The organism is Paenibacillus konkukensis (genome assembly GCF_023523925.1).
GTDB lineage: Bacteria > Bacillota > Bacilli > Paenibacillales > NBRC-103111 > Paenibacillus_S > Paenibacillus_S doosanensis.
In genome coordinates this window covers 80,005-97,676 of record NZ_CP027059.1, presented here as the reverse complement: position 1 = coordinate 97,676, position 17,672 = coordinate 80,005, and the positions used below count along the sequence as shown (strand labels likewise).

Genomic DNA, 17,672 nt, shown 5'->3' with positions numbered 1-17,672 from the left:
AGCAATCAGCTCCTCTTTGGGTTATTCCTGCAAAGCAGGATTCATAGTCAGCGTAATATCGAGATTGCCGTTCCGCGTACGGACGGCGTCGAGCAGTTCCTTCTGATCCGTATTCGGGCCGAGCTTCACGGCATAAATGACTTCGTACAGGCTGCCGAGCTCGGTGGTCCGTACTTTTTTCAATTCGTAATCGATGTTAAACTTCCGAAAAATGTCGTCGAACGCTTCCTCGTAACCGAGACTCTCCGGGATAGTGACCTTCAGCGTCTTCATAGACTCCTTGCTGACGCCGAACTTGACGGCTCTTAGAATAAACATCAATGCGCACAAGAGCACGGTGAACAGCGCTGCGTAGCCGTAAGCCCCGACGCCGCAGGCAAGGCCCGACGCCATCGAGAACAGGACGTATGAGATATCCTTCGAATCGCCGGGGGCGCTGCGGAACCGGATGATCGAGAAGGCGCCGGCAAGACTGAAGGCGCGCGCAATATTGCTGCCGATCAGCAAAATAATAACGGCGACAATTACCGGTAAAATCGTCATCGTGAGCGTGAAGCTCGGCGAAGGCGAGGTTTGCGTCTTCATATAGGTCCAGCTGATCATACCGCCGAGAAGGATAGCGACCGCGAAGGTAAGCAACGCCTGGGACATCGTTAATTGCGAGACGGTTGCGCTTGAATTGAAGATAGACTCGATCATAGAAACACCTGCTCCTTTACTGGTTCCGCGTAACGGATCGATTTTTTATACTCGTTGCCATACTTGGAGAAGCTCGTTCGATACATCTGATGAGCCGACAGCAGCTTGGACAACCAAACCGGAATCGTCTTCTCCGCCTTCACTTCCATCAGCCACTGGCCGCGCTCCAGCAGCTGCTCGCCGTAATCGCCGCACTCCAGCGACAAATCGTAACGCCTCGTCCGGATGTTCGTGTCGAACGTGATCCTCAAATCCCGGTTCCCCTTGCAAAACATCGCGATCCGGTCGTACGCCAAATACGTCATCGGCTGCAGCTCGTATCTTGACAGGAAGTATCCGATCTCCCGGATCACTTGCCGGTTCATTCCTTCCCGGTATGCCGGTGGCTGCCCGGTCCGGACAAATTCGTATGCTTCCTGAAGCCGGATCGCGGTGCGCCGCTTGTTGACAAGACCGAACACCTTTTTCTTCAGCTCCAGATAGACTTTGGCATCCGGAGCGGGGACGCCGTAAGCTCTGATCCGCAGCTTCTCTCTGTACTTCGGCTTCGAGAGACTGTTGCGCACCAAGCTGTGGTACTCGGTATCGTAGTACAGATTGCTGATGGAATAAAACTTGTCGTCCTTGTTGTACGCATCCGGCTCCATATATTCCATCAGGCTGCTGTAGAGCCGGTGAAACGCTTCGGTATCCATCAAGTATTTGTTCTCGTATCGGTTGAACACTTCGATCGCCATCGTTCAACGCTCCTTTCTCTGTTAGCGACTGTCTCGTATTTCGCATGTCTGTATCTTAGGAGGCGAACCTTTAACGAATCTTAAATTCCTTCACGAGCCGAAAATTTTTTGGAAACCGCATGGGGTTTTATGTTATAACCGAAGCAGACGAACCGAACCGGGAGCGGCTTAAGGTTGATTAAAGGTTCTCCTGCCATAATAGAAATATAAAGACGCGAAGGGAGTTGCAGCCATGAGAATATTAATTGTGGAGGACGAGATCAATTTGGCGGAGGCGCTCTCGCAAATTTTGAAGAAGCAGCACTATTCCGTCGACGCCGTTCATGACGGCCAGGAGGGATTGGATAACGCGCTGAGCGGCATCTATGACCTGCTTCTGCTGGATATCATGCTTCCCGGCATGGACGGAATGACGATCTTGAAGACGATTCGCGCGCAAGGCATCCACACGCCGGTCATTCTGCTTACGGCCAAAGGGGAGATTCCGGACCGAATCGCGGGGCTCGACTACGGCGCAGACGATTATGTAGCCAAGCCCTTCTCTACCGATGAGCTTCTGGCGCGCATTAGGGCGGCGCTCAGACGCAAGGGAGAGATCGTGCCCGAGGACGGGCTGCGATTCGAAGATCTTGAGCTGAATACCTCAACGCTGAAGCTTACGTGCAAAGGCAAGGAACTGAAGCTGATTCTGAAAGAAAGCGAATTGCTCGAGCTCTTGATGACGAGAAAGCAATCGGTAACTTCCAAGGAGCAAATGATCGAGAAGCTGTGGGGATTTGACTCGGACGCCGAGCACAATAACGTAGAAGTGTACATTTCGTTTCTAAGAAAGAAGCTGGCTTTCCTGCATTCCTCGGTCAAGATCAGCACGATTCGGGGCGTCGGCTACGTACTGGAGGTATCCTCCTGATGTTCGACAAACTGCGCAACCGGCTTCTTTTGATGAATATGGTCATCATTTCGATCATCATGCTCGGCGCTTTCACCATCATCTATACGATTACGTATCAAAACGTGCGCAAAGATATTATGATGGATCTTCAGCACACGGCGGATGCGTCGAATAAAAAGGACGGACCCATAGGCAAAAAAGGCGGACCCGCAGGACCGAGGGGCGGGGATATGCCGGGGGAGGATCATATGCGTTCCGTCTCCTTCTCGCTGCAAACCGACAAGCAATGGAGTATAACCGAAACGAACTCGCGGTTCGATATGAGCAGCGACTTTTATGCCGCCGCGGTGAAGAAGGCTGCCGAGCATCCCGAAAAAATCAGCCAGTTCACCCTCAACGGAACCCGCTGGGCCTACAGTGTCATCAATAATCAATCGGGGTATTTCATCGTATATATGGACGTCACCGACCGGCAAACGATTCTAACCAATCTCGTGTACACCTTCTCCGCCGTCGCGCTTTTCATGCTGGGGATCATTTATTTGACCAGCCGCTATTTCGCCGACCGGTCTATCGAGCCGGTCAAAGAAGCCTTTGAGAAGCAAAAGCGTTTTATCGCCGACGCTTCTCACGAGCTGAGGACGCCTCTGGCCGTCATTAATACTAATGCCGACGTTCTACTGGCCAATGGCGAGGACACCGTCAACGGGCAGGCCAAATGGCTGCATCATATTAAGGCGGAGACGGAGCGCATGAAGACTTTGACGAGGGATTTGCTCTATCTCACCGAAATGGATGACGCCAAGCCGCGGATGCTTTACGTCCCCTTCGATCTGAGCGAAGCCGTAGAGAGTGTCATTCTGACCATGGAGGCCGTCATATTCGAGAAGGATCTTGCGCTGGATTACGACATTGAGCCTGAGCTAACCGTCACCGGCAGCAGCGAACAGATGAAACAAGTGGCGATGATCCTGCTGGACAACGCCATTAAATATTCCAATCCTAAGGGCTCTATCGTTCTTGCGTTGAAAAAGCATCAAAACCATGTACGATTGACGGTAAGCAATACAGGACCGGGCATACCGGCGGAGCATCTGGATAAAATTTTCGACCGTTTCTACCGGGCCGATCCTTCGCGCTCGCGGCAAAACGGCGGCTATGGCTTAGGGCTTGCCATTGCGAAATCCATTGTCGTGCAGCATCAAGGCAAAATTTCCGCAAAAAGCGTTCCGAACGGGACGACGACGTTTGAAGTTCAGCTGAACGAGCGCTAGCTTCTTGCTTTTTCACACATCGGCGGCGGCAGCAAGCAGCGGCAACAACGAAAAACCGTTTCAAGCGATAAGCCTGAAACGTTTTTTTTTGGCCATGCCTTATTATATTAGCTGCTTTCGGCCGGAACCCAGTTTCTTACCCCGTTGTCTTCCAGTATTCCCAAAGTGACATCGGTAATATCCGGGTCCTGAAGCAGTTGGTCTCTCACTTTAAATTTGATATCGTCCGCATCGGCCAGCGTTAAGCCGCGCTGCAGCTCGATCAAGCCTTCCACGTGATAATAGCGTCCTTCCTGAAGCACCCTCAGCTGGTAGATGTCGGTCACGAAGCTTTCGGCTAATATGATACCCGCGACCCTCTCCTCTACTTCGAGAGGAGCAGCTACGCCGATCAGACCCGCCATATTGTCATAGCCTACGCGAAAGGCGATTAGCACCATCAAGCAGCCGATCGCAACCGTGACGACGCCGTCCAAGACGGCAAAGCTGCTAAGCGAGGTGACGATAACGGCGAGAAGAGCAAGCAAACCGCCTATGGTTGCCACCAGATCTTCATAGAAGACAAGACGTGTCGGAGGCGCCGCCCGCTTCACATTGCGGAACGCGGCGGATACGACTGCCAACCCTTTCGCATCGCTGCGGGATTCGCGGACGACTTCTTTCATCGCTTTGACAAGCACGAAGCCGTCTATAAGAATAGAAACCGCCAATACGATTATATTGAGCCAGAAGCCGGATGAATGGATAGGATGCTGGATCAGATGAATTCCTTCCTTGATCGTCTCGTACGCCATAATCGTGACGACGATTACAGCGACCATACAGAACAAATTGATGACGCGGCCGAAACCGGCCGGGAATCGCTTCGTCGGCTTTTTCTCTGCAAGCACGCTTCCGGCGAAGACGAACATTTGATTGACGGCGTCCGCTACCGAGTGCATCGTCGAAGCGAACATCGCGCCATTGCCTGTCATGACAGCCGCCGCCCCTTTAATAAGGGCGATAAAGGTGTTGCCTGCCGCCGCGGTCGCGGACGACATATTTCCTTTTCGGATCAAACTTCTAAACGTATTTCGTTCGGGCTCGGGGTCCATGTAAGAAAAATCACTCCTATTAATGTATGGTTTTAAATAAAAAAAGGATTCTTCAAACTATACGGCCGCCCAAACGATCGGTTTCAAAAAATTCAGGCTAAAAACGGAGCCTGGCGACCGCCTAAACGGTCAGAACAGCCACCGCAAAACGAACATCGCCGCGATGCCCGTCACAACGGTCCCTAGCAAGCTGCGGGTGAACACGGCGACGAGGAAAGTCGGCAGCGCCGCCAGCAATTCGATATTGCGGGTCCATGGAATTAAATCCCCTTCCTTCATCAGCAATTCCTGGCCGACAAGCGCGGCCATAACGGAAATAGGAACGTATTTGAGCCAGCGCATCCCCCATTCGGGCAACTGCAGACGGCTGAGCACCATCAGCGGGATGACCCGCGGGAGGAACGTCACAACGGCCGACCCTATAATAACGATCAAAATATACCATTTTATTTCCATTTATCCAACACCATACCTATCGTCGATGCAATCACGGCAGCAATAATAATGCCGAGACTGTCCGAAATATAGCAGCTCACGGCTATGGCGACGAGGACGGCCGCGGCCGCAACGAACGTATCGAGCGCGAACCGTTTGCGGGCGGCGACGGACAGCACCAGCAGTCCGATGAACATGGCCGGAAGAGCGAAGTCGAGCCCGAATTGCTCGGGGTTCGTGATCCACTGCCCGAAGAAGGCGCCGGCGATATTGGCGGCGATCCAGTTCAAGTACGCCGTCACGTTCAAGCCGTGCATCCATTTCTCGCTGAGCCGATGCTTGGCCGCCGCCCGGCTGATCGCCACGCCGAAGGTCTCGTCGGTCAAAAGAGTGCCCAGCAGCATGTTTTTCGCCGGGGACAGATGCCGGAAGTACGGCGATAAAGCCGCACTGAGCAGCAGATGGCGAAGGTTCACCAGAAATATCGTAACGATGATAGCCGTGCTGGATGTGCCTGCGGCAATCATGCCGGATGCGATGAATTGGGCGGCCCCGGCATAGACCAATATGCTCATCAGCGCAATCTCGGCAATGCTGAGCCCGGCGGTCTTCTCCACCACTCCGGCGGCCAGCCCGATGCTCAAATAGCCGAGCAGCGTCGGAATGCAGTCCTTCACGCCCTGAAGGAAGCTTTCTTCTTCCGCCCGGCCCGAAGCCGCCAGTGGCTCTATTCTTAGATGTTCGGGCTTCGTCATTGGATTCATACCGATCTCTCCTATGTAAATCTTCTTCCTGTGACGACATGATACGAGTCCGGCCTGCTTCTCCACAGCGCCTCGACTTTATCCGGGCCCAGCTGTTTCGCGATCTCAGCGAACATCATGTCTTGTCGAATATATTCGACCGCTGCCCATACGAGGGCGGGGTCGCGCGTTTTCATCGCCATGCCGACGAAGGCGCGGTCCTGCAGATGAAACGGTCATGCATTGTCGTTCCGATTACTCGCTTCTCGCTTCCTTGCCGGACAAGCGGCTTATTCGGGCCACAGCTCCTCGCGGTAAGCCATGTCCCAGAACAAATACTCGAATTGCGTCGTATGCAGGAAAATCTCTTCAAGCCGGTCGAGCTCCCGCTGCGGTTTCCCTTCGGCCAGCTGATCCAAGAGCCCGATGCACCACTTGGCGAGCGAACCGAACTCCTCCGAGCTGTACATCCGAATCCACTCTCCGTAATATTCATGATCCGCGGCCCCGGGAATCCGCGCTAATTCCTTGCCGATTTCCCAGTAGCTCCACATGCACGGCAGCAGAGCGGCAACCAGTTCGGCCAGCGAGCCGTTCTGGGCGGCATGCAGCATATAGTGCGTGTAAGCGAGCGTAACCGGCGACGGCTCGGCTTGCTCCAGCTCATTTTCGGATATGCCGAACCGGGCGGCATAGGCGCGATGCAGCGACATCTCTTCGTTCATCGTCGAGTGCAGCAGTCCCGCGAACTCGCCCATCGTTTTCAAATCCCCCGCCTTGACGGCGCCCAGAGCGAACAGCTTGGCATAATCGATCAAATACAAATAGTCCTGAATCATGTAAAACCGGAATTTCGCAAGCTCCAGCTCTCCGCTGCCCATCTCCCGGACAAACGGATGAGAGTGATTTTTGCGCCAGACAGGCTGCAGCTTCTCCATTAAATATTCGGAAAATGTCATCGTTCGTTCCTCCTTATTTGAGCGTATGGCTCCATTCGTATATAAACTTCAGCATCACCTGAGTAAACCGTACCAATTGCTCCACGGAAACCCGCTCATTGACGGAGTGGGCGTTGCGCAAATTGCCGGGACCGTAGATCGCGGCCGGAATGCCGGCGTCGGAGAACCAGCCGCCGTCGGTAACCGTCGGGGATACGTCCACGATAGCCGGTTCCAGAAGTACGCTCTCATGGGCGCCGCCGAGCAGGCGGACGGCCTCATGCTGCGGGTCGACCTGCAGCGAAGGGAATATCTCGCCGCGGTCCTCGATCATGGAAGCGCCGCCCCAGCGAAATTGCGGAGGGTTGTCCTTAAGCCACGGATCGGCCTGGGAAACCCGGCCCAGCCAGTCCTCAATCTCGCGCGCCACCCCTTCGTATGTTTCATTGGGGTAAAAATGCACCGTAATCCAAAGCCGGCATTCGTCGGCGATGAACGCGGCGTGTCTGCCTCCCTCGATCACCGCCGGATTGATCGTATTCGTCCCCGGCGCAAATCCGGGATAGCTTTTGGTCACCGCCCAATGCCGCTCCAGCTCCTGCAAGCCCTGAATAATCTTCATCATCTTCTCAATGGCGCTCGCCCCGTGAAGGCCGCCTCCGGCATGGATCATATTTCTGCGGGTCGCATCGTGATAGGTTTCCTTGCTTTTCACCGTTACCCAGCCCGTGATGACGCCGCCCTGACCTTGAATATGCAGGTCGCTCGTATCGACCACAACGGCGAAATCCGCGCTGTACCCGCGCTTGCAGCACTGGAGCGTTCCCGCCTCCCCTACTTCCTCCCCGATGACGGATTGGAACAGCACGTCTCCCGGGAGCCGGATTCCTGCCTCGTGCAGCAGTTGGACGGCGAACAGCGCGCCGGCCAAACCGCCCTTCATATCCGCCGCACCGCGCCCGACCAGCGATCCGTCCTTCACGAACGGATCGAACGGATCGGTATCCCAAGCCTCGCCTTGGCTAACCTCCGCAACGTCGACATGACCGTTAATAATCAAGCTTTTGTACCGTGCCGGATCTTGCCCCCGCAGAACGCCTACCACATTGGGATCGCCCGGATAGACGTCCCAGCGGTCAATGGCGAAGCCCTTTTCTTCGAGAAACGATGCGATAAAGCTCTGAGCCTCCGCCGTATTTCTTGCCGGCGGCGCCGGGGTTTGGAAGCGGATCAATCGCGAAGCCAGCCCGACCAGCTCCTCCGCCCTTGCTTCCACCTGCTTTAATAACGATTCCAACGGTTCGCTCATCCGTATTTGTCTCCTTTCGTTTTTGAACACCAGAGCAACGTCCCCCCGCCGCTCTCGGGAAGGAAGCCGCGAACCCTATCCGGATAAAACAAAAAACCGCTTCCTGTCGAAGCGGTCTGCCTGCGCATGTATGAAGTCCCGGGCATCGTCCACTTCCCTTCGCTAGCATTACCTAGATCAGGTGTAAGGGTTGAGGCTCCCGCCTCTCTCAGCTTAACGCACCCCTAGTGTTTAAGTTTGCTATATTTCTTTCCATTAAATAGTACCACACCTGTCCTGCGGACTCAACCGATAACGCGGCCCGGCCCTTCTCTACCGGCTTCCGCATACGACCAGCGTTTGCCTAATTCGCTGCTTATTCACCGGGCTTCATAGGTATGCTATACTATGATAGGCGTTTGACAGCTTTACACTAAATTCATATTAAGATGTGGTGATCTCATGGGGGAATTGCAGCTGGCAATTCAAAATCACGGATGGAGAGCGCTGCGGCGGCTGCCGCTGCTCTTGTGGTCCATCTGGATTGTATTTTTGGTAGAGCTGCTGAGCCGTGGGCAATGGGGAGATACGTTCAAATGGACGTTTCATGCGATGCCCGAGCTCTTATTGAACACATTGCTTGTTCTCGGCTTTATGTTTCTGCTTGCGGCCGTGACCGGACGGATACGGCTATCGTTCTGGCTCGTCTCGGCGGTCTGTCTGATCTTCGGTCTCATTAGCGGGGTCAAACTGGATATTCTGGGCGTTCCGTTCCTGCCTTGGGACCTGCTGCTCACCAGCGAAACGAAGGATATGGCGCAATATGTGACGGGTCTGCTGAACTTCACCGTCATTTCCGGAATTATCGCTTTCATTGTCATCAGCCTGCTGCTTCTCTACAAGCTGCCGCGCATCGCGGTCCGGCTGAATTGGAAGCACCGGCTCGGCGTCGGAATCATCGCGCTGTTTCTGCTTTCCAACATTTATTCCGACAGCACGGCATCGATGAAAAACTGGGTTCATATCCAAAACATCGCTTGGGACCAGACCGAAAACGTCAAGACGAACGGCTTTCTGCTGACGACGATGATGAATTTGAAGTTTTTATTCATGAGTCAGCCTGACGGGTATAATAAGGAGGCGATCCGCTCCGCCGCCGCTTCTACGGTACCCGAGGTGCCGGCGCCTGGCGCCGTCAAGCCGAACGTCATCATCGTGCTGAGCGAATCGTTCTGGGACGCAACGCAAATTAAGGGCATTACGTTTAGCCGCGACCCGCTCCCGTTCTATCACGAGCTGGTAAAGAAATATACGAGCGGCACCTTCCTGTCTCCGCAATTCGGAGGCGGAACCGCCAATGTCGAGTTCGAAGTGCTGACGGGCAATTCCATGCGCTTTCTGCCGCAGGGCTCCATCCCGTACAATCAATACGTCAATAAGCCGATCGATTCGATAGCCAGCATTTTAACAAGGCAGGGGTATCATTCGACGGCGATCAACCCGTTTCACAGCTGGTTTTATAATAGTAAGAAAGTTTACGAGAACTTCGGTTTCTCGAAATTCATCTCCCAGGAATTTTTCAAGCCTGAATACGACGGACCGTACTTGGCCGACCGGGAGGTGGCGAAGCAAATTATCGACGCCAGCGAATCGACGAACGGCCCCGATTTTGTTTTTGCCAATACGATGCAAAATCATTATCACTACTATCCGGGCAAGTTCAAAGAGAATACGATCCAGGTATCCGGCGTCAGCGGCGAATCGCAAGGGCTGCTCGAAACGTACGCTCAAGGCTTGGTCGGGGCCGACGATATGCTGAAGCTTCTGGTGACGCACTACGAAACGACTAAAGAGCCGACGATTTTGCTGTTTTTCGGCGATCATCTGCCGAGTCTCGGCGACAACTACAAGGCTTATAAGGACAGCGGTTATTTACAGGAAAACGATCCGCAATTTTTGGACAAAATGTATCGCGTGCCCGTCCTGATTTGGAATAATTACTTGCCCGAGCATAAGGACAATATTCATATGAGCCCTTCGTTCATGACTCCTTATTTGCTTCAATTGGCGCAAAGACCCGGCACTTATTATACGGATTATTTGGCTCAGCTTTATAAAAGTATGCCCGTGCTGCCGCCGGAAAATTTATACGATCAGATGCATATCGACAAGGAAGCGCTGAAAACATACGAGAAACTGCAGTATGACATTATTTTCGGGGAACAATACGGCTACGGGGAAATGAAGAACGAGATCAAAGACGAGCATTATGTGCTCGGCCTGGGCCCGATGTCCATTGACGGAGTTCAGAAGGAGTCGGCGGAGGAAGGAACGGCGCTCAAAATTTCGGGCCATTATCTCCCTTACAACAGCATCGTGCAAATTAACGGGCAGCCTGCGGAAACGGAGTGGGTGAACACCGGAGAGGTTATCGCCCTGCTGAAGCCCGATAAGCAGAAGCAGCTTCCCGCCAAAGTCCAAGTGATCGTGAAGGACTCCAGAGATAAGGTCATTGCCAAGTCCAACGAATTTCAATTCTCGCAGTCGGCTGCATTGAACAAGTAACGGCGGCCGCGCCAGTATAACGCAATAAGCCGCAGTCTTAGGGAATCCCCAAGGCGCGGCTTATTTGTTTGCTTCGTATTTTACATGCTGTTAAAATAATCCTTCAGCCCGCTCACGATGGCCTCCGCGGCTTTTTGCTGATAGGCCGAGGTGCGGACGATGCCCTCATCCTTGGCGTTCGATAGAAACCCGAGCTCGACGAGCGCCGACGGCCGGGCGTTTTCCCTAAGCACATGATAATCGCCGAAGGAGATGCCGTTGCTTTTTAATTCCAGCGACTGATCCAGCCGAGACTCGATCTTTCTCGCCAGCGGCATATCCTTTGTTTTCGAGTAGTAGAAGGTTAACGTTCCGCTGACCGGTTTCGGAGAAGAATTATAATGAATGCTTATAAAAGCGTCGGCATGCTTGGATTCGCTAATGACGACCCGTTTGCTTAGTTCAGGCTTCTCCTTGTCGCTCGTGCGCGTTAAAATCGCTTGCGCCCCCGCCGACCTCAGCTTGTCCGCCAAGTAAAGCGACGTCTTGAGGTTCAGCGTTTTTTCGCTGGACGCATATTTCTTGCCGATCACGCCGTTATCGTTGCCCCCGTGTCCGGGGTCGATAACGATGACTTTGCCCTGCAGCCCTTTCGAAGAAGACCCCAGCTGCTGCGCCGCCGTCTTGGCGGGCTGACTTCCTATGTATTTGCCGAATACCCAGCCGTTCAGGCCGTTCGCGGCCTTCACCTTAACCCAATCCTGATTGCGTTCCATCACCTGCAGCTTGTCGCCCTGAGACAAGACGCCCAGCGCCGTATGCTCCGTACCCGGACCTTTGCGCATATACAGGGAGTCGACAAGGACATTGGCGTTGCCGGAGCTGCCCGAGGCCGTTGTGACGGAGCCGGATTTACCGCTTGAATTGGCCGCCGTGCTTCCCGTCTGCTTAATTAAATATTGACCTGCTACCCATCCGCTCATATTGCCGGATTTCACTTTGATCCAGCCGTAGGCTTCATCGGATATGGCGACGACCGTATTGTTCGATAAGGTTCCGACGACCTTGGAGCCGGCATCGGGCTGACTGCGGACATTTAGCGTAGTTGCAGCCACTTTTGCGCTGCCGGCAAGATTCGGCTGGGCTTGCGCCGGAACCGTACCGATCCAATTCATCGCCAAAATGGTTATTATGGCTGCCTTGAGAAATGTTCGTTTCATCCATGTACCTCATTCATTGGATTCGATGTCGCATTATGTATACTATAGCAGGAACAACCTTCCATCTAAAGTGTATATTTTCTCATTTTCGCATCGTTTTGATCTTATTTGACAGCATAGGACCTCCAGCGTTCTACTAGGGCTAATTAACTAGAGGCGGAGGCTGCCCCAAGCTCACTGAGGATATTCCGGACGCTGTCCTCCCCGTTTACCGAGAAACGTGATGGAAAAAAAGTCTGCGGCGGCGCCCATTTGATCCTCCAATCCGTTTTTCTTAGGCGAACGCTGACGCTTCTCCGGATTCAAATGGCCCCTCCGCTCTTTTTTCACCACACTTCCAGGGGGGATTCAATTTTACATAATTATAATTATGTAAACTTGAACTGGCATTGCCCGGAAATCGATAAACAAACCTGTCGGCAAACTTTGCTTTGGTACGAAGGCGAAGCCTCAGCCCGTTCCCTGCGCTGCCAGCGGCGGACAAGCCGCGGCCGGATCACCCGATCATCGGCCTGTCGGCGCTTCTGTCTCCCTCAGACTCTAGCTCAATAGCCCCGCTCCCGGTTTACGATTCCCCGAAGCGGCTCGCCGGCCGCAAATAGCCGCAAGTTGTCCATAAAAAATTGCCCGACTGCGTCAAACTTGCTTTGGCCCGACAAATGCGGAGTGACATAGACGTTAGGCAATCCCCAGAACGAATGGTCCGGGGCGAGCGGTTCCCGGTCAAACACATCCAGCACGGCGGCGCGAAGCCGTCCTTCCGTCATCGCTTCTATAAGATCCGGCTCGGAGACGAGCGGCCCGCGACCGACGTTGACCAGACTTGCCTCCGGCTTCATGGCATGCAAAATGCGGCGATCGACCGCATGTCTCGTCTGCTCCGTCAACGGCAGCGTAAGCACCAAATAATCGAGTTCCTTAACGAAAGCCAACCACTGCGCCCCGTCAAAATGCCGGTCCACAAGAGATGACCGTGCGCCGCTAAAACTCAGCCCGTAGACGGTCATGTCGAAGGCGCGTGCTTTGCGCACGATTTCCGAGCCGATGGAGCCGAGCCCCGCGACGCCGATCACTTTGCCCTGCAGGGCATCGACGCGAAAAGGCGACCACCGGCGCTCGGACTGCGCCTTCATCATGCGCGGCAGCTCTTTGCCGATCAGAAGCAAATAGGCGAATACGTATTCCGCGATCAAGCCGCCGAATTGATCGACAATCCTCGTGATCGCGATATGGCGCGGTATCGCGGGATCGGACATGAGATCCTCGATGCCCGCTCCAATCGACTGTATCCAGCGCACGGCAGCGGCCTCCGGCCTCGACAGAAGCTCCGTCGGAAAGCGCCATGCCATGATGCAGTCGGTGCCCGGCAGCCGCTCCATCGCCTCCTCCGGCGTCGATGCGGTTTGCACGGAAGCGACGCCGCGTTCTCTAAGAAAATCGGCATATTTGTCCGCTTCGCTCGTATGGTAGACCAAAATATTCGGAATGTTCCCGTTCACAATTGCGATGCCTCCCGATCTTATGCAGGTTACTGTGTACGTTTGTACAATACGAAGCCCATTGTACCTTATTTCCGCCCGAAGTGTAAAACGTCCGGCAAAGCAAATATCGCCGCGCCTCCTGCTGTTCAAGCAAGAAACGCGGCGATTGCCGGTTCGATCCCTATGTGATGTTAAGTTCTAACCCGCGGCGTCCGCACCGCCCTCCGTCTCCCACATATTCACGACGTCGCCGCTTCGCGATTCCGGCGTCACCGACAAGCCGATGAGCTTTCCACCGCGCACTTGCCCTTGAACGACCGTTTGCCCCGGGGCATGGAGCTTGAAGTCGACATCCCACTCCCGCGGCCAAGCCGGCAGCAAATAGATCGTTTCCCCCGAGGTTTGCAGCAGCATGTCCTGCAATCCGATCATGCCGCTGCCGCCCCAGTTATGGTCGGGCAGCCAGTCATGGCCCGGCCCCAGAAGGCCGGGAAGCGCAGCGGACCGTCTTCGAGCTTATTCACGGTAATGGCGGCCGCTTCTTCGGTCAAGCCCATTCTCGCGCAAAAAATATTATCCTGATGCCAGCTGACATGGTTTTTCTGCTCCGGCGTATCGACGCCGTACCGCCAGGTGTCGATAGCCACCTGCAGCTTCTCTCTGCCGATTCCGTACAGCTCGTAAGGAAAGACGGGATACAGCTGCGGAATCTCGACGTTCAGGATTCCGTTCCAGCTCTGCGCGGGAGCAATCGTCTTGCGGCCGTCGATGTACCGGTACGGCAGCTCCGGGAGCCGCTGCAGCAATTCGCGGTAGTAGGTTCGGGAACCGCCGCGCTCGCTCCCGTCGAGCCATTCCCCGGGAAGCTCCAGCACGGCGCTTACGGCGGCGGTCAAGGCGGCAACCAGATCCGCCGGATTCAGCGCCAGCTTATACGTCTCGCAAGCGGTGGACGGGAACAGGACGAGCTTACCTTGCTCATCGAGCCTGCGGGTCGTTTCAAGCGAATACATATATTGGTAATGCTCGTCGAAGAACCGGATGGAGCTTTCGATCAACGGCATGTACTCGCGAATATCCGCGCCGGAATATTCGCGGAATTTCATGATCATGAAGGAAAACTCCAGCTGATTCAAATACAAATATTTGATCCATGGAGCTACTTGTTCGGTCGGGTCCATGAACGGCTTCCGGCAATGAATCCGGTCGTGGCTGTCCGGCCACCCCCATCCCCAACCGATGGGCAGGCCGAAGTTCTCCAACTGCTCGGTGAACGAGCAGCCCTCGTGTCCCCAATACACCTTGGTCCTAAGCTCCGCATTGGGCAGCGCCCGGAGATAGAAGTCGAACTGCGGCTTCATCAGATCGCCGTCGCCGCTCTTCAGCATCGGCCAATAGACGAGCCGCTGATTTTGCGCCGTGAAGCTGCCGCCGCCCCACCGGCGGAAATCCGCCGACTCGCTCTGCCAGCTGTCGTCGCCGCTTAGAACGAAGCAGGGATCGACGGTAAACAACCCGCCGTTGAATTTGGTCGGATACGTTCCGAAGGCGTTGCAGCCCAGCATGTAGCGGAACAACTGATAATTCCGCCCCGCCTGCCATACCGGATCGTCCGCGTCGGGCCGCTCCGGGCGGATATGGATGTAGCTGCGCTCCCAGTAGGCTCTCCACCATTCGCGGGAATCGGCCTTGGCCCGGACTATGTCCTTCTCCGCATGGCGGATCAAGCGATCCAGCCCCCGCCTCCACTCCTCTTCGCTGTCCGCCTGCGAAGTATGCAAGTATACCGCCACCCGGTGATTGTTCTCAGCCCGCTTGCTCTCCAGCCTCCACCCGCGATACGGCGTCCGGATATAGCTGCCCTCCTCGACGCCTGAGGGCTTGCAGCCGCTTCCCGTCATCATGCCGCCGAAGGTCAAATTTTTCTGCGGATTCCACAGCTGCCGCTCCACCTCTCCGAGACCTTCCAGCCGCACCACCTTATCGAAGAACAGCTCCTCCGAGCGGTTCCGATGGAAGAACAAGACGCCCTCTCCGTCAAATGCGACCTGATCCGGCTTCGTCGTAACCGTCCCCGGATAACCGACGGTGCTGAGCGCCGACATGCGCCGGTCCTTCGGCACCTCGCGCTCCTGGAGCCGCCAGTTCTCATACACGGCTTCCAGCAGCGTCGGCTGATCCCCGTATACCTCGACGTGGACGACCGGCTGGTGAACGTCCACCCACACTTCAATGCGGGTTTGCCCGCCGTCCGCCGCCGTGCCGGTAATTTCCGCGTATCCTTCTCTGAGCTTCAGCTCCTGGCGAAAGCCGCAGCCTTCTCCGAACGGGCTCGGATGCAGCCGCAGCCGCACTCTCCCGAGCTTCAGCATCTGGTTGTTTTCATCAAAGCTGCCGCTGCGGTCCATATAAAAGAGCAGCTCCTCCCCTTCTACCCATACGTTCAAACCGATATCGTGACCGCCCACCGGCATGCTCTCGCCCGAGTGTCTGCTCGGAGTATCCCATGCGATATGGCATTGCTCCAGCCATTGCGCCACTTCGCTTCCCTCCTTTTTATTAAGACTATTTCATCGATTTAGCGTACGCTTCCTGATAAATTTGCAAATACCGCGGCAAATTCAAGTTGTTGAAGCCGCTCACGTAGGCGTCCCAATCTTTGTCCAGATCCTTCGTGCCGGTAACGAATTGAAGCATATTTTGCTCGATATAGTCCGTTATGTTCTGCCGCAGCATCGCCGCTTCATCCGCTACCGCCGTATCCACCCACACCGACCAGTAAGGGTATACTTCCTTCGGCTGGTTGCCCTCATAGAGCTTCGTCGCTTCGAACAACCGCCGCTCGTAGCCTTCCGCAGTGTAAATATCTTTGGCCGCCGTCCAGGTGGCGCGGTATTCCGCCGTATTGTAATACTGGGCCAGCGCTCCCCACTTGTTGTTCAGCGGCGGCGAATTCGGCGCCTGCGCAATCGGCGTAATTTTGCCCTTCACGCCCAGCCCTTCGTCGTCCGGCCCCGCATCCTTCCAGCTGACTCCTTTCTCGCCGAAGTACCCGAGCGTCGTCCCTTCCTCGGAGAATAGATAATCGATCAGCTTCATCGCGGCAATCTGTTTGTCCTCGCTTGCCTTATTCGTAATCGCGAAGGTCGCCCCGGCGACGTCGCCGTATCTCCACAGCGTATTATGCGCCCCTCCGGGGCCGGTGAGCGGCGGCAGCGGATTGTAGTCCTTATCCCGCTCCGTGCCCGTCGTGACGAAAATGCCGGGATGCATCGCCGCGCCGGCTCCGAGGAGCTGGGCGTCGGCCTTGTCGCCGAGCTGCTTGTAAGCATCGCTGTTTTGGGTAAACGCTCCCGTATCGATCAAGCCGTCCTTGACGAGCGAACGAGCGTAAGCAAGCCCTTGCTTCCATTCCGGCTTATTCGCCGCCATATCTACCTTGCCGTCCTTCATGATGAAATACGTCGTATCGTCATCATAAATAAAAGCGTTCATCAGGAAAGGCAGCACATGCCGCCCGCCGCTCGCGTTGTTGGCGCCGCTGAGCGGAATTTCGTCGGCTTTGCCGTTTCCGTTAGGGTCCTTCGTCTTGAACGCCTGGAGCACCTTACGGAAATCGTCCGTCGTCTTCGGCATCTCCAGCCCGAGCTGCTTGAGCCATTTGGTATTCAGCCACAGCTTGCTCGGATACGAACAGTGATAGCATTCCACCACCTGTGTCAGGCCGTATATATTGCCGTCGGGAGCGGTTATCGAGCTTTTAAAATACGGCTTATCCTGCATCATCTTCTTCACGTTCGGCGCATATTTGTCGATCAGGTCGTTGAGCGGCAGCAGCACGCCCTGTTTGCCGTAGCGAAGCATATCGGTCTGCGAAAACTGATCGACCCAAGGAATCATCAGAAAGACGTCCGGGTAATCGCCGCTGGAAAGCGCGATTTGCCTTTTCTCTTTGGCGGCGTCATAGGGCACCACCTGCCAGTTGAACTGAATGTTCAGCTTCTGCTCCAGCAGCTTGGAGTAGGTATTCGTCTTCAGATCGGTGTTCGCATCCTGCGGGGAAAAGACGCTGAGCTGCACAGGGCCTCCGGCTGCTCCCCCGTCCCTCTGGTTTGGCGCGGCGGGGCTCTCCCCGCCGGTGCAGGCGGCGAGCAGCCCGGACATCGACATTGACAAAGCGGCTAAAGCAAGAGCCGTTCTTCTGCCTCTGCGCCTGTGCGGAGCGCGGGTTTCGGGCGACGCCTCGCGCCGCATGGCGGCAGCGGGGATCGAATGCGTAACGTGAGCTTGATCCATCGTGTACTCCTCCTTTTTCGGTTAAACCTTC

Annotated in this window: 16 protein-coding genes and 1 riboswitch; of the genes, 3 read left to right on the top strand and 13 right to left on the bottom strand. The window is 55.1% G+C overall.

Annotated elements, in window-relative coordinates; all coding sequences use genetic code 11:
• Window positions 1-21 precede the first annotated feature (21 nt).
• Both SK3146_RS00415 and SK3146_RS00410 read right to left on the bottom strand, forming a co-directional pair.
• Window positions 22-699: a DUF4956 domain-containing protein gene (locus SK3146_RS00415; RefSeq protein WP_249863199.1), complete on the bottom strand. Its 678-nt coding sequence runs from the start codon at window positions 697-699 to the stop codon at window positions 22-24.
• Window positions 696-1,436: a polyphosphate polymerase domain-containing protein gene (locus SK3146_RS00410; protein ID WP_249863198.1), complete on the bottom strand. Its 741-nt coding sequence runs from the start codon at window positions 1,434-1,436 to the stop codon at window positions 696-698. Before SK3146_RS00410 ends, SK3146_RS00415 begins: the two co-directional genes overlap by 4 nt.
• Before the next feature lie 232 nt (window positions 1,437-1,668).
• Here SK3146_RS00410 and SK3146_RS00405 point away from each other — a divergent pair, with 232 nt between their 5' ends.
• Together SK3146_RS00405 and SK3146_RS00400 are read left to right on the top strand one after the other, a co-directional pair.
• Window positions 1,669-2,346: a response regulator transcription factor gene (locus SK3146_RS00405; RefSeq protein WP_249863197.1), complete on the top strand. Its 678-nt coding sequence runs from the start codon at window positions 1,669-1,671 to the stop codon at window positions 2,344-2,346.
• On the top strand, window positions 2,346-3,602 hold the full coding sequence (locus tag SK3146_RS00400; RefSeq protein ID WP_249863196.1) for a sensor histidine kinase: 1,257 nt from the start codon (window positions 2,346-2,348) through the stop codon (window positions 3,600-3,602). The genes SK3146_RS00405 and SK3146_RS00400 overlap by 1 nt, the downstream gene beginning before the upstream one ends.
• Window positions 3,603-3,709: 107 nt before the next feature.
• Here SK3146_RS00400 and SK3146_RS00395 read toward each other — a convergent pair whose 3' ends face one another.
• The 5 genes from SK3146_RS00395 to SK3146_RS00375 form a co-directional block, all read right to left on the bottom strand.
• Window positions 3,710-4,696 carry a cation diffusion facilitator family transporter gene (locus SK3146_RS00395; protein WP_249863195.1) on the bottom strand — a complete coding sequence of 329 codons (987 nt, stop codon included), beginning with the start codon at window positions 4,694-4,696 and terminating at the stop codon, window positions 3,710-3,712.
• A 129-nt stretch (window positions 4,697-4,825) separates the two neighbouring features.
• Entirely contained in the window at window positions 4,826-5,152 is a 327-nt protein-coding gene (locus tag SK3146_RS00390) for an AzlD domain-containing protein (RefSeq protein WP_249863194.1), read from the bottom strand.
• Window positions 5,143-5,886, bottom strand: a complete 744-nt coding sequence (locus tag SK3146_RS00385) for an AzlC family ABC transporter permease (RefSeq protein ID WP_249866130.1) — start codon at window positions 5,884-5,886, stop codon at window positions 5,143-5,145. The genes SK3146_RS00390 and SK3146_RS00385 overlap by 10 nt, the downstream gene beginning before the upstream one ends.
• Before the next feature lie 278 nt (window positions 5,887-6,164).
• Window positions 6,165-6,833 carry a thiaminase II gene (tenA, locus tag SK3146_RS00380; RefSeq protein ID WP_249863193.1) on the bottom strand — a complete coding sequence of 223 codons (669 nt, stop codon included), beginning with the start codon at window positions 6,831-6,833 and terminating at the stop codon, window positions 6,165-6,167.
• 13 nt (window positions 6,834-6,846) lie between these two features.
• Window positions 6,847-8,121, bottom strand: coding sequence for an acetylornithine deacetylase (locus SK3146_RS00375; RefSeq protein ID WP_249863192.1), 1,275 nt, complete (start codon window positions 8,119-8,121; stop codon window positions 6,847-6,849).
• Window positions 8,122-8,258: 137 nt separating this feature from the next.
• A riboswitch (TPP riboswitch) is annotated at window positions 8,259-8,357 on the bottom strand.
• 205 nt (window positions 8,358-8,562) lie between these two features.
• Here SK3146_RS00375 and SK3146_RS00370 point away from each other — a divergent pair.
• Entirely contained in the window at window positions 8,563-10,665 is a 2,103-nt protein-coding gene (locus tag SK3146_RS00370) for an LTA synthase family protein (protein ID WP_249863191.1), read from the top strand.
• Between the two features lie 80 nt (window positions 10,666-10,745).
• Here SK3146_RS00370 and SK3146_RS00365 read toward each other — a convergent pair whose 3' ends face one another.
• The 6 genes from SK3146_RS00365 to SK3146_RS00345 form a co-directional block, all read right to left on the bottom strand.
• Window positions 10,746-11,864 (bottom strand): N-acetylmuramoyl-L-alanine amidase family protein, encoded by a 1,119-nt coding sequence (locus SK3146_RS00365; RefSeq protein ID WP_249863190.1) that lies wholly within the window; start codon window positions 11,862-11,864, stop codon window positions 10,746-10,748.
• 174 nt (window positions 11,865-12,038) lie between these two features.
• Window positions 12,039-12,170, bottom strand: coding sequence for a hypothetical protein (locus tag SK3146_RS34955; protein WP_283942801.1), 132 nt, complete (start codon window positions 12,168-12,170; stop codon window positions 12,039-12,041).
• A gap of 239 nt (window positions 12,171-12,409) precedes the next feature.
• Entirely contained in the window at window positions 12,410-13,363 is a 954-nt protein-coding gene (locus SK3146_RS00360) for a D-2-hydroxyacid dehydrogenase (protein ID WP_249863189.1), read from the bottom strand.
• Window positions 13,364-13,543: 180 nt separating this feature from the next.
• Window positions 13,544-13,777 carry a hypothetical protein gene (locus SK3146_RS00355; RefSeq protein WP_249863188.1) on the bottom strand — a complete coding sequence of 78 codons (234 nt, stop codon included), beginning with the start codon at window positions 13,775-13,777 and terminating at the stop codon, window positions 13,544-13,546.
• Window positions 13,774-15,885, bottom strand: coding sequence for a DUF5703 domain-containing protein (locus tag SK3146_RS00350; protein WP_249863187.1), 2,112 nt, complete (start codon window positions 15,883-15,885; stop codon window positions 13,774-13,776). The genes SK3146_RS00355 and SK3146_RS00350 overlap by 4 nt, the downstream gene beginning before the upstream one ends.
• A 25-nt stretch (window positions 15,886-15,910) precedes the next feature.
• Window positions 15,911-17,641, bottom strand: coding sequence for an ABC transporter substrate-binding protein (locus SK3146_RS00345; protein WP_249863186.1), 1,731 nt, complete (start codon window positions 17,639-17,641; stop codon window positions 15,911-15,913).
• Between the last annotated feature and the right edge of the window lie 31 nt (window positions 17,642-17,672).

Excerpts from the sequence above, each read along its gene's own strand:
- SK3146_RS00415 (WP_249863199.1), bottom strand. The coding sequence starts at position 699 with ATGATCGAGTCTATCTTCAATTCAAGCGCAACCGTCTCGCAATTAACG.
- SK3146_RS00410 (WP_249863198.1), bottom strand. The coding sequence starts at position 1,436 with ATGGCGATCGAAGTGTTCAACCGATACGAGAACAAATACTTGATGGAT.
- SK3146_RS00405 (WP_249863197.1), top strand. The coding sequence starts at position 1,669 with ATGAGAATATTAATTGTGGAGGACGAGATCAATTTGGCGGAGGCGCTC.
- SK3146_RS00400 (WP_249863196.1), top strand. The coding sequence starts at position 2,346 with ATGTTCGACAAACTGCGCAACCGGCTTCTTTTGATGAATATGGTCATC.
- SK3146_RS00395 (WP_249863195.1), bottom strand. The coding sequence starts at position 4,696 with ATGGACCCCGAGCCCGAACGAAATACGTTTAGAAGTTTGATCCGAAAA.
- SK3146_RS00390 (WP_249863194.1), bottom strand. The coding sequence starts at position 5,152 with ATGGAAATAAAATGGTATATTTTGATCGTTATTATAGGGTCGGCCGTT.
- SK3146_RS00385 (WP_249866130.1), bottom strand. The coding sequence starts at position 5,886 with ATGACGAAGCCCGAACATCTAAGAATAGAGCCACTGGCGGCTTCGGGC.
- tenA (WP_249863193.1), bottom strand. The coding sequence starts at position 6,833 with ATGACATTTTCCGAATATTTAATGGAGAAGCTGCAGCCTGTCTGGCGC.
- SK3146_RS00375 (WP_249863192.1), bottom strand. The coding sequence starts at position 8,121 with ATGAGCGAACCGTTGGAATCGTTATTAAAGCAGGTGGAAGCAAGGGCG.
- SK3146_RS00370 (WP_249863191.1), top strand. The coding sequence starts at position 8,563 with ATGGGGGAATTGCAGCTGGCAATTCAAAATCACGGATGGAGAGCGCTG.
- SK3146_RS00365 (WP_249863190.1), bottom strand. The coding sequence starts at position 11,864 with ATGAAACGAACATTTCTCAAGGCAGCCATAATAACCATTTTGGCGATG.
- SK3146_RS00355 (WP_249863188.1), bottom strand. The coding sequence starts at position 13,777 with ATGATCGGATTGCAGGACATGCTGCTGCAAACCTCGGGGGAAACGATC.
- SK3146_RS00345 (WP_249863186.1), bottom strand. The coding sequence starts at position 17,641 with ATGGATCAAGCTCACGTTACGCATTCGATCCCCGCTGCCGCCATGCGG.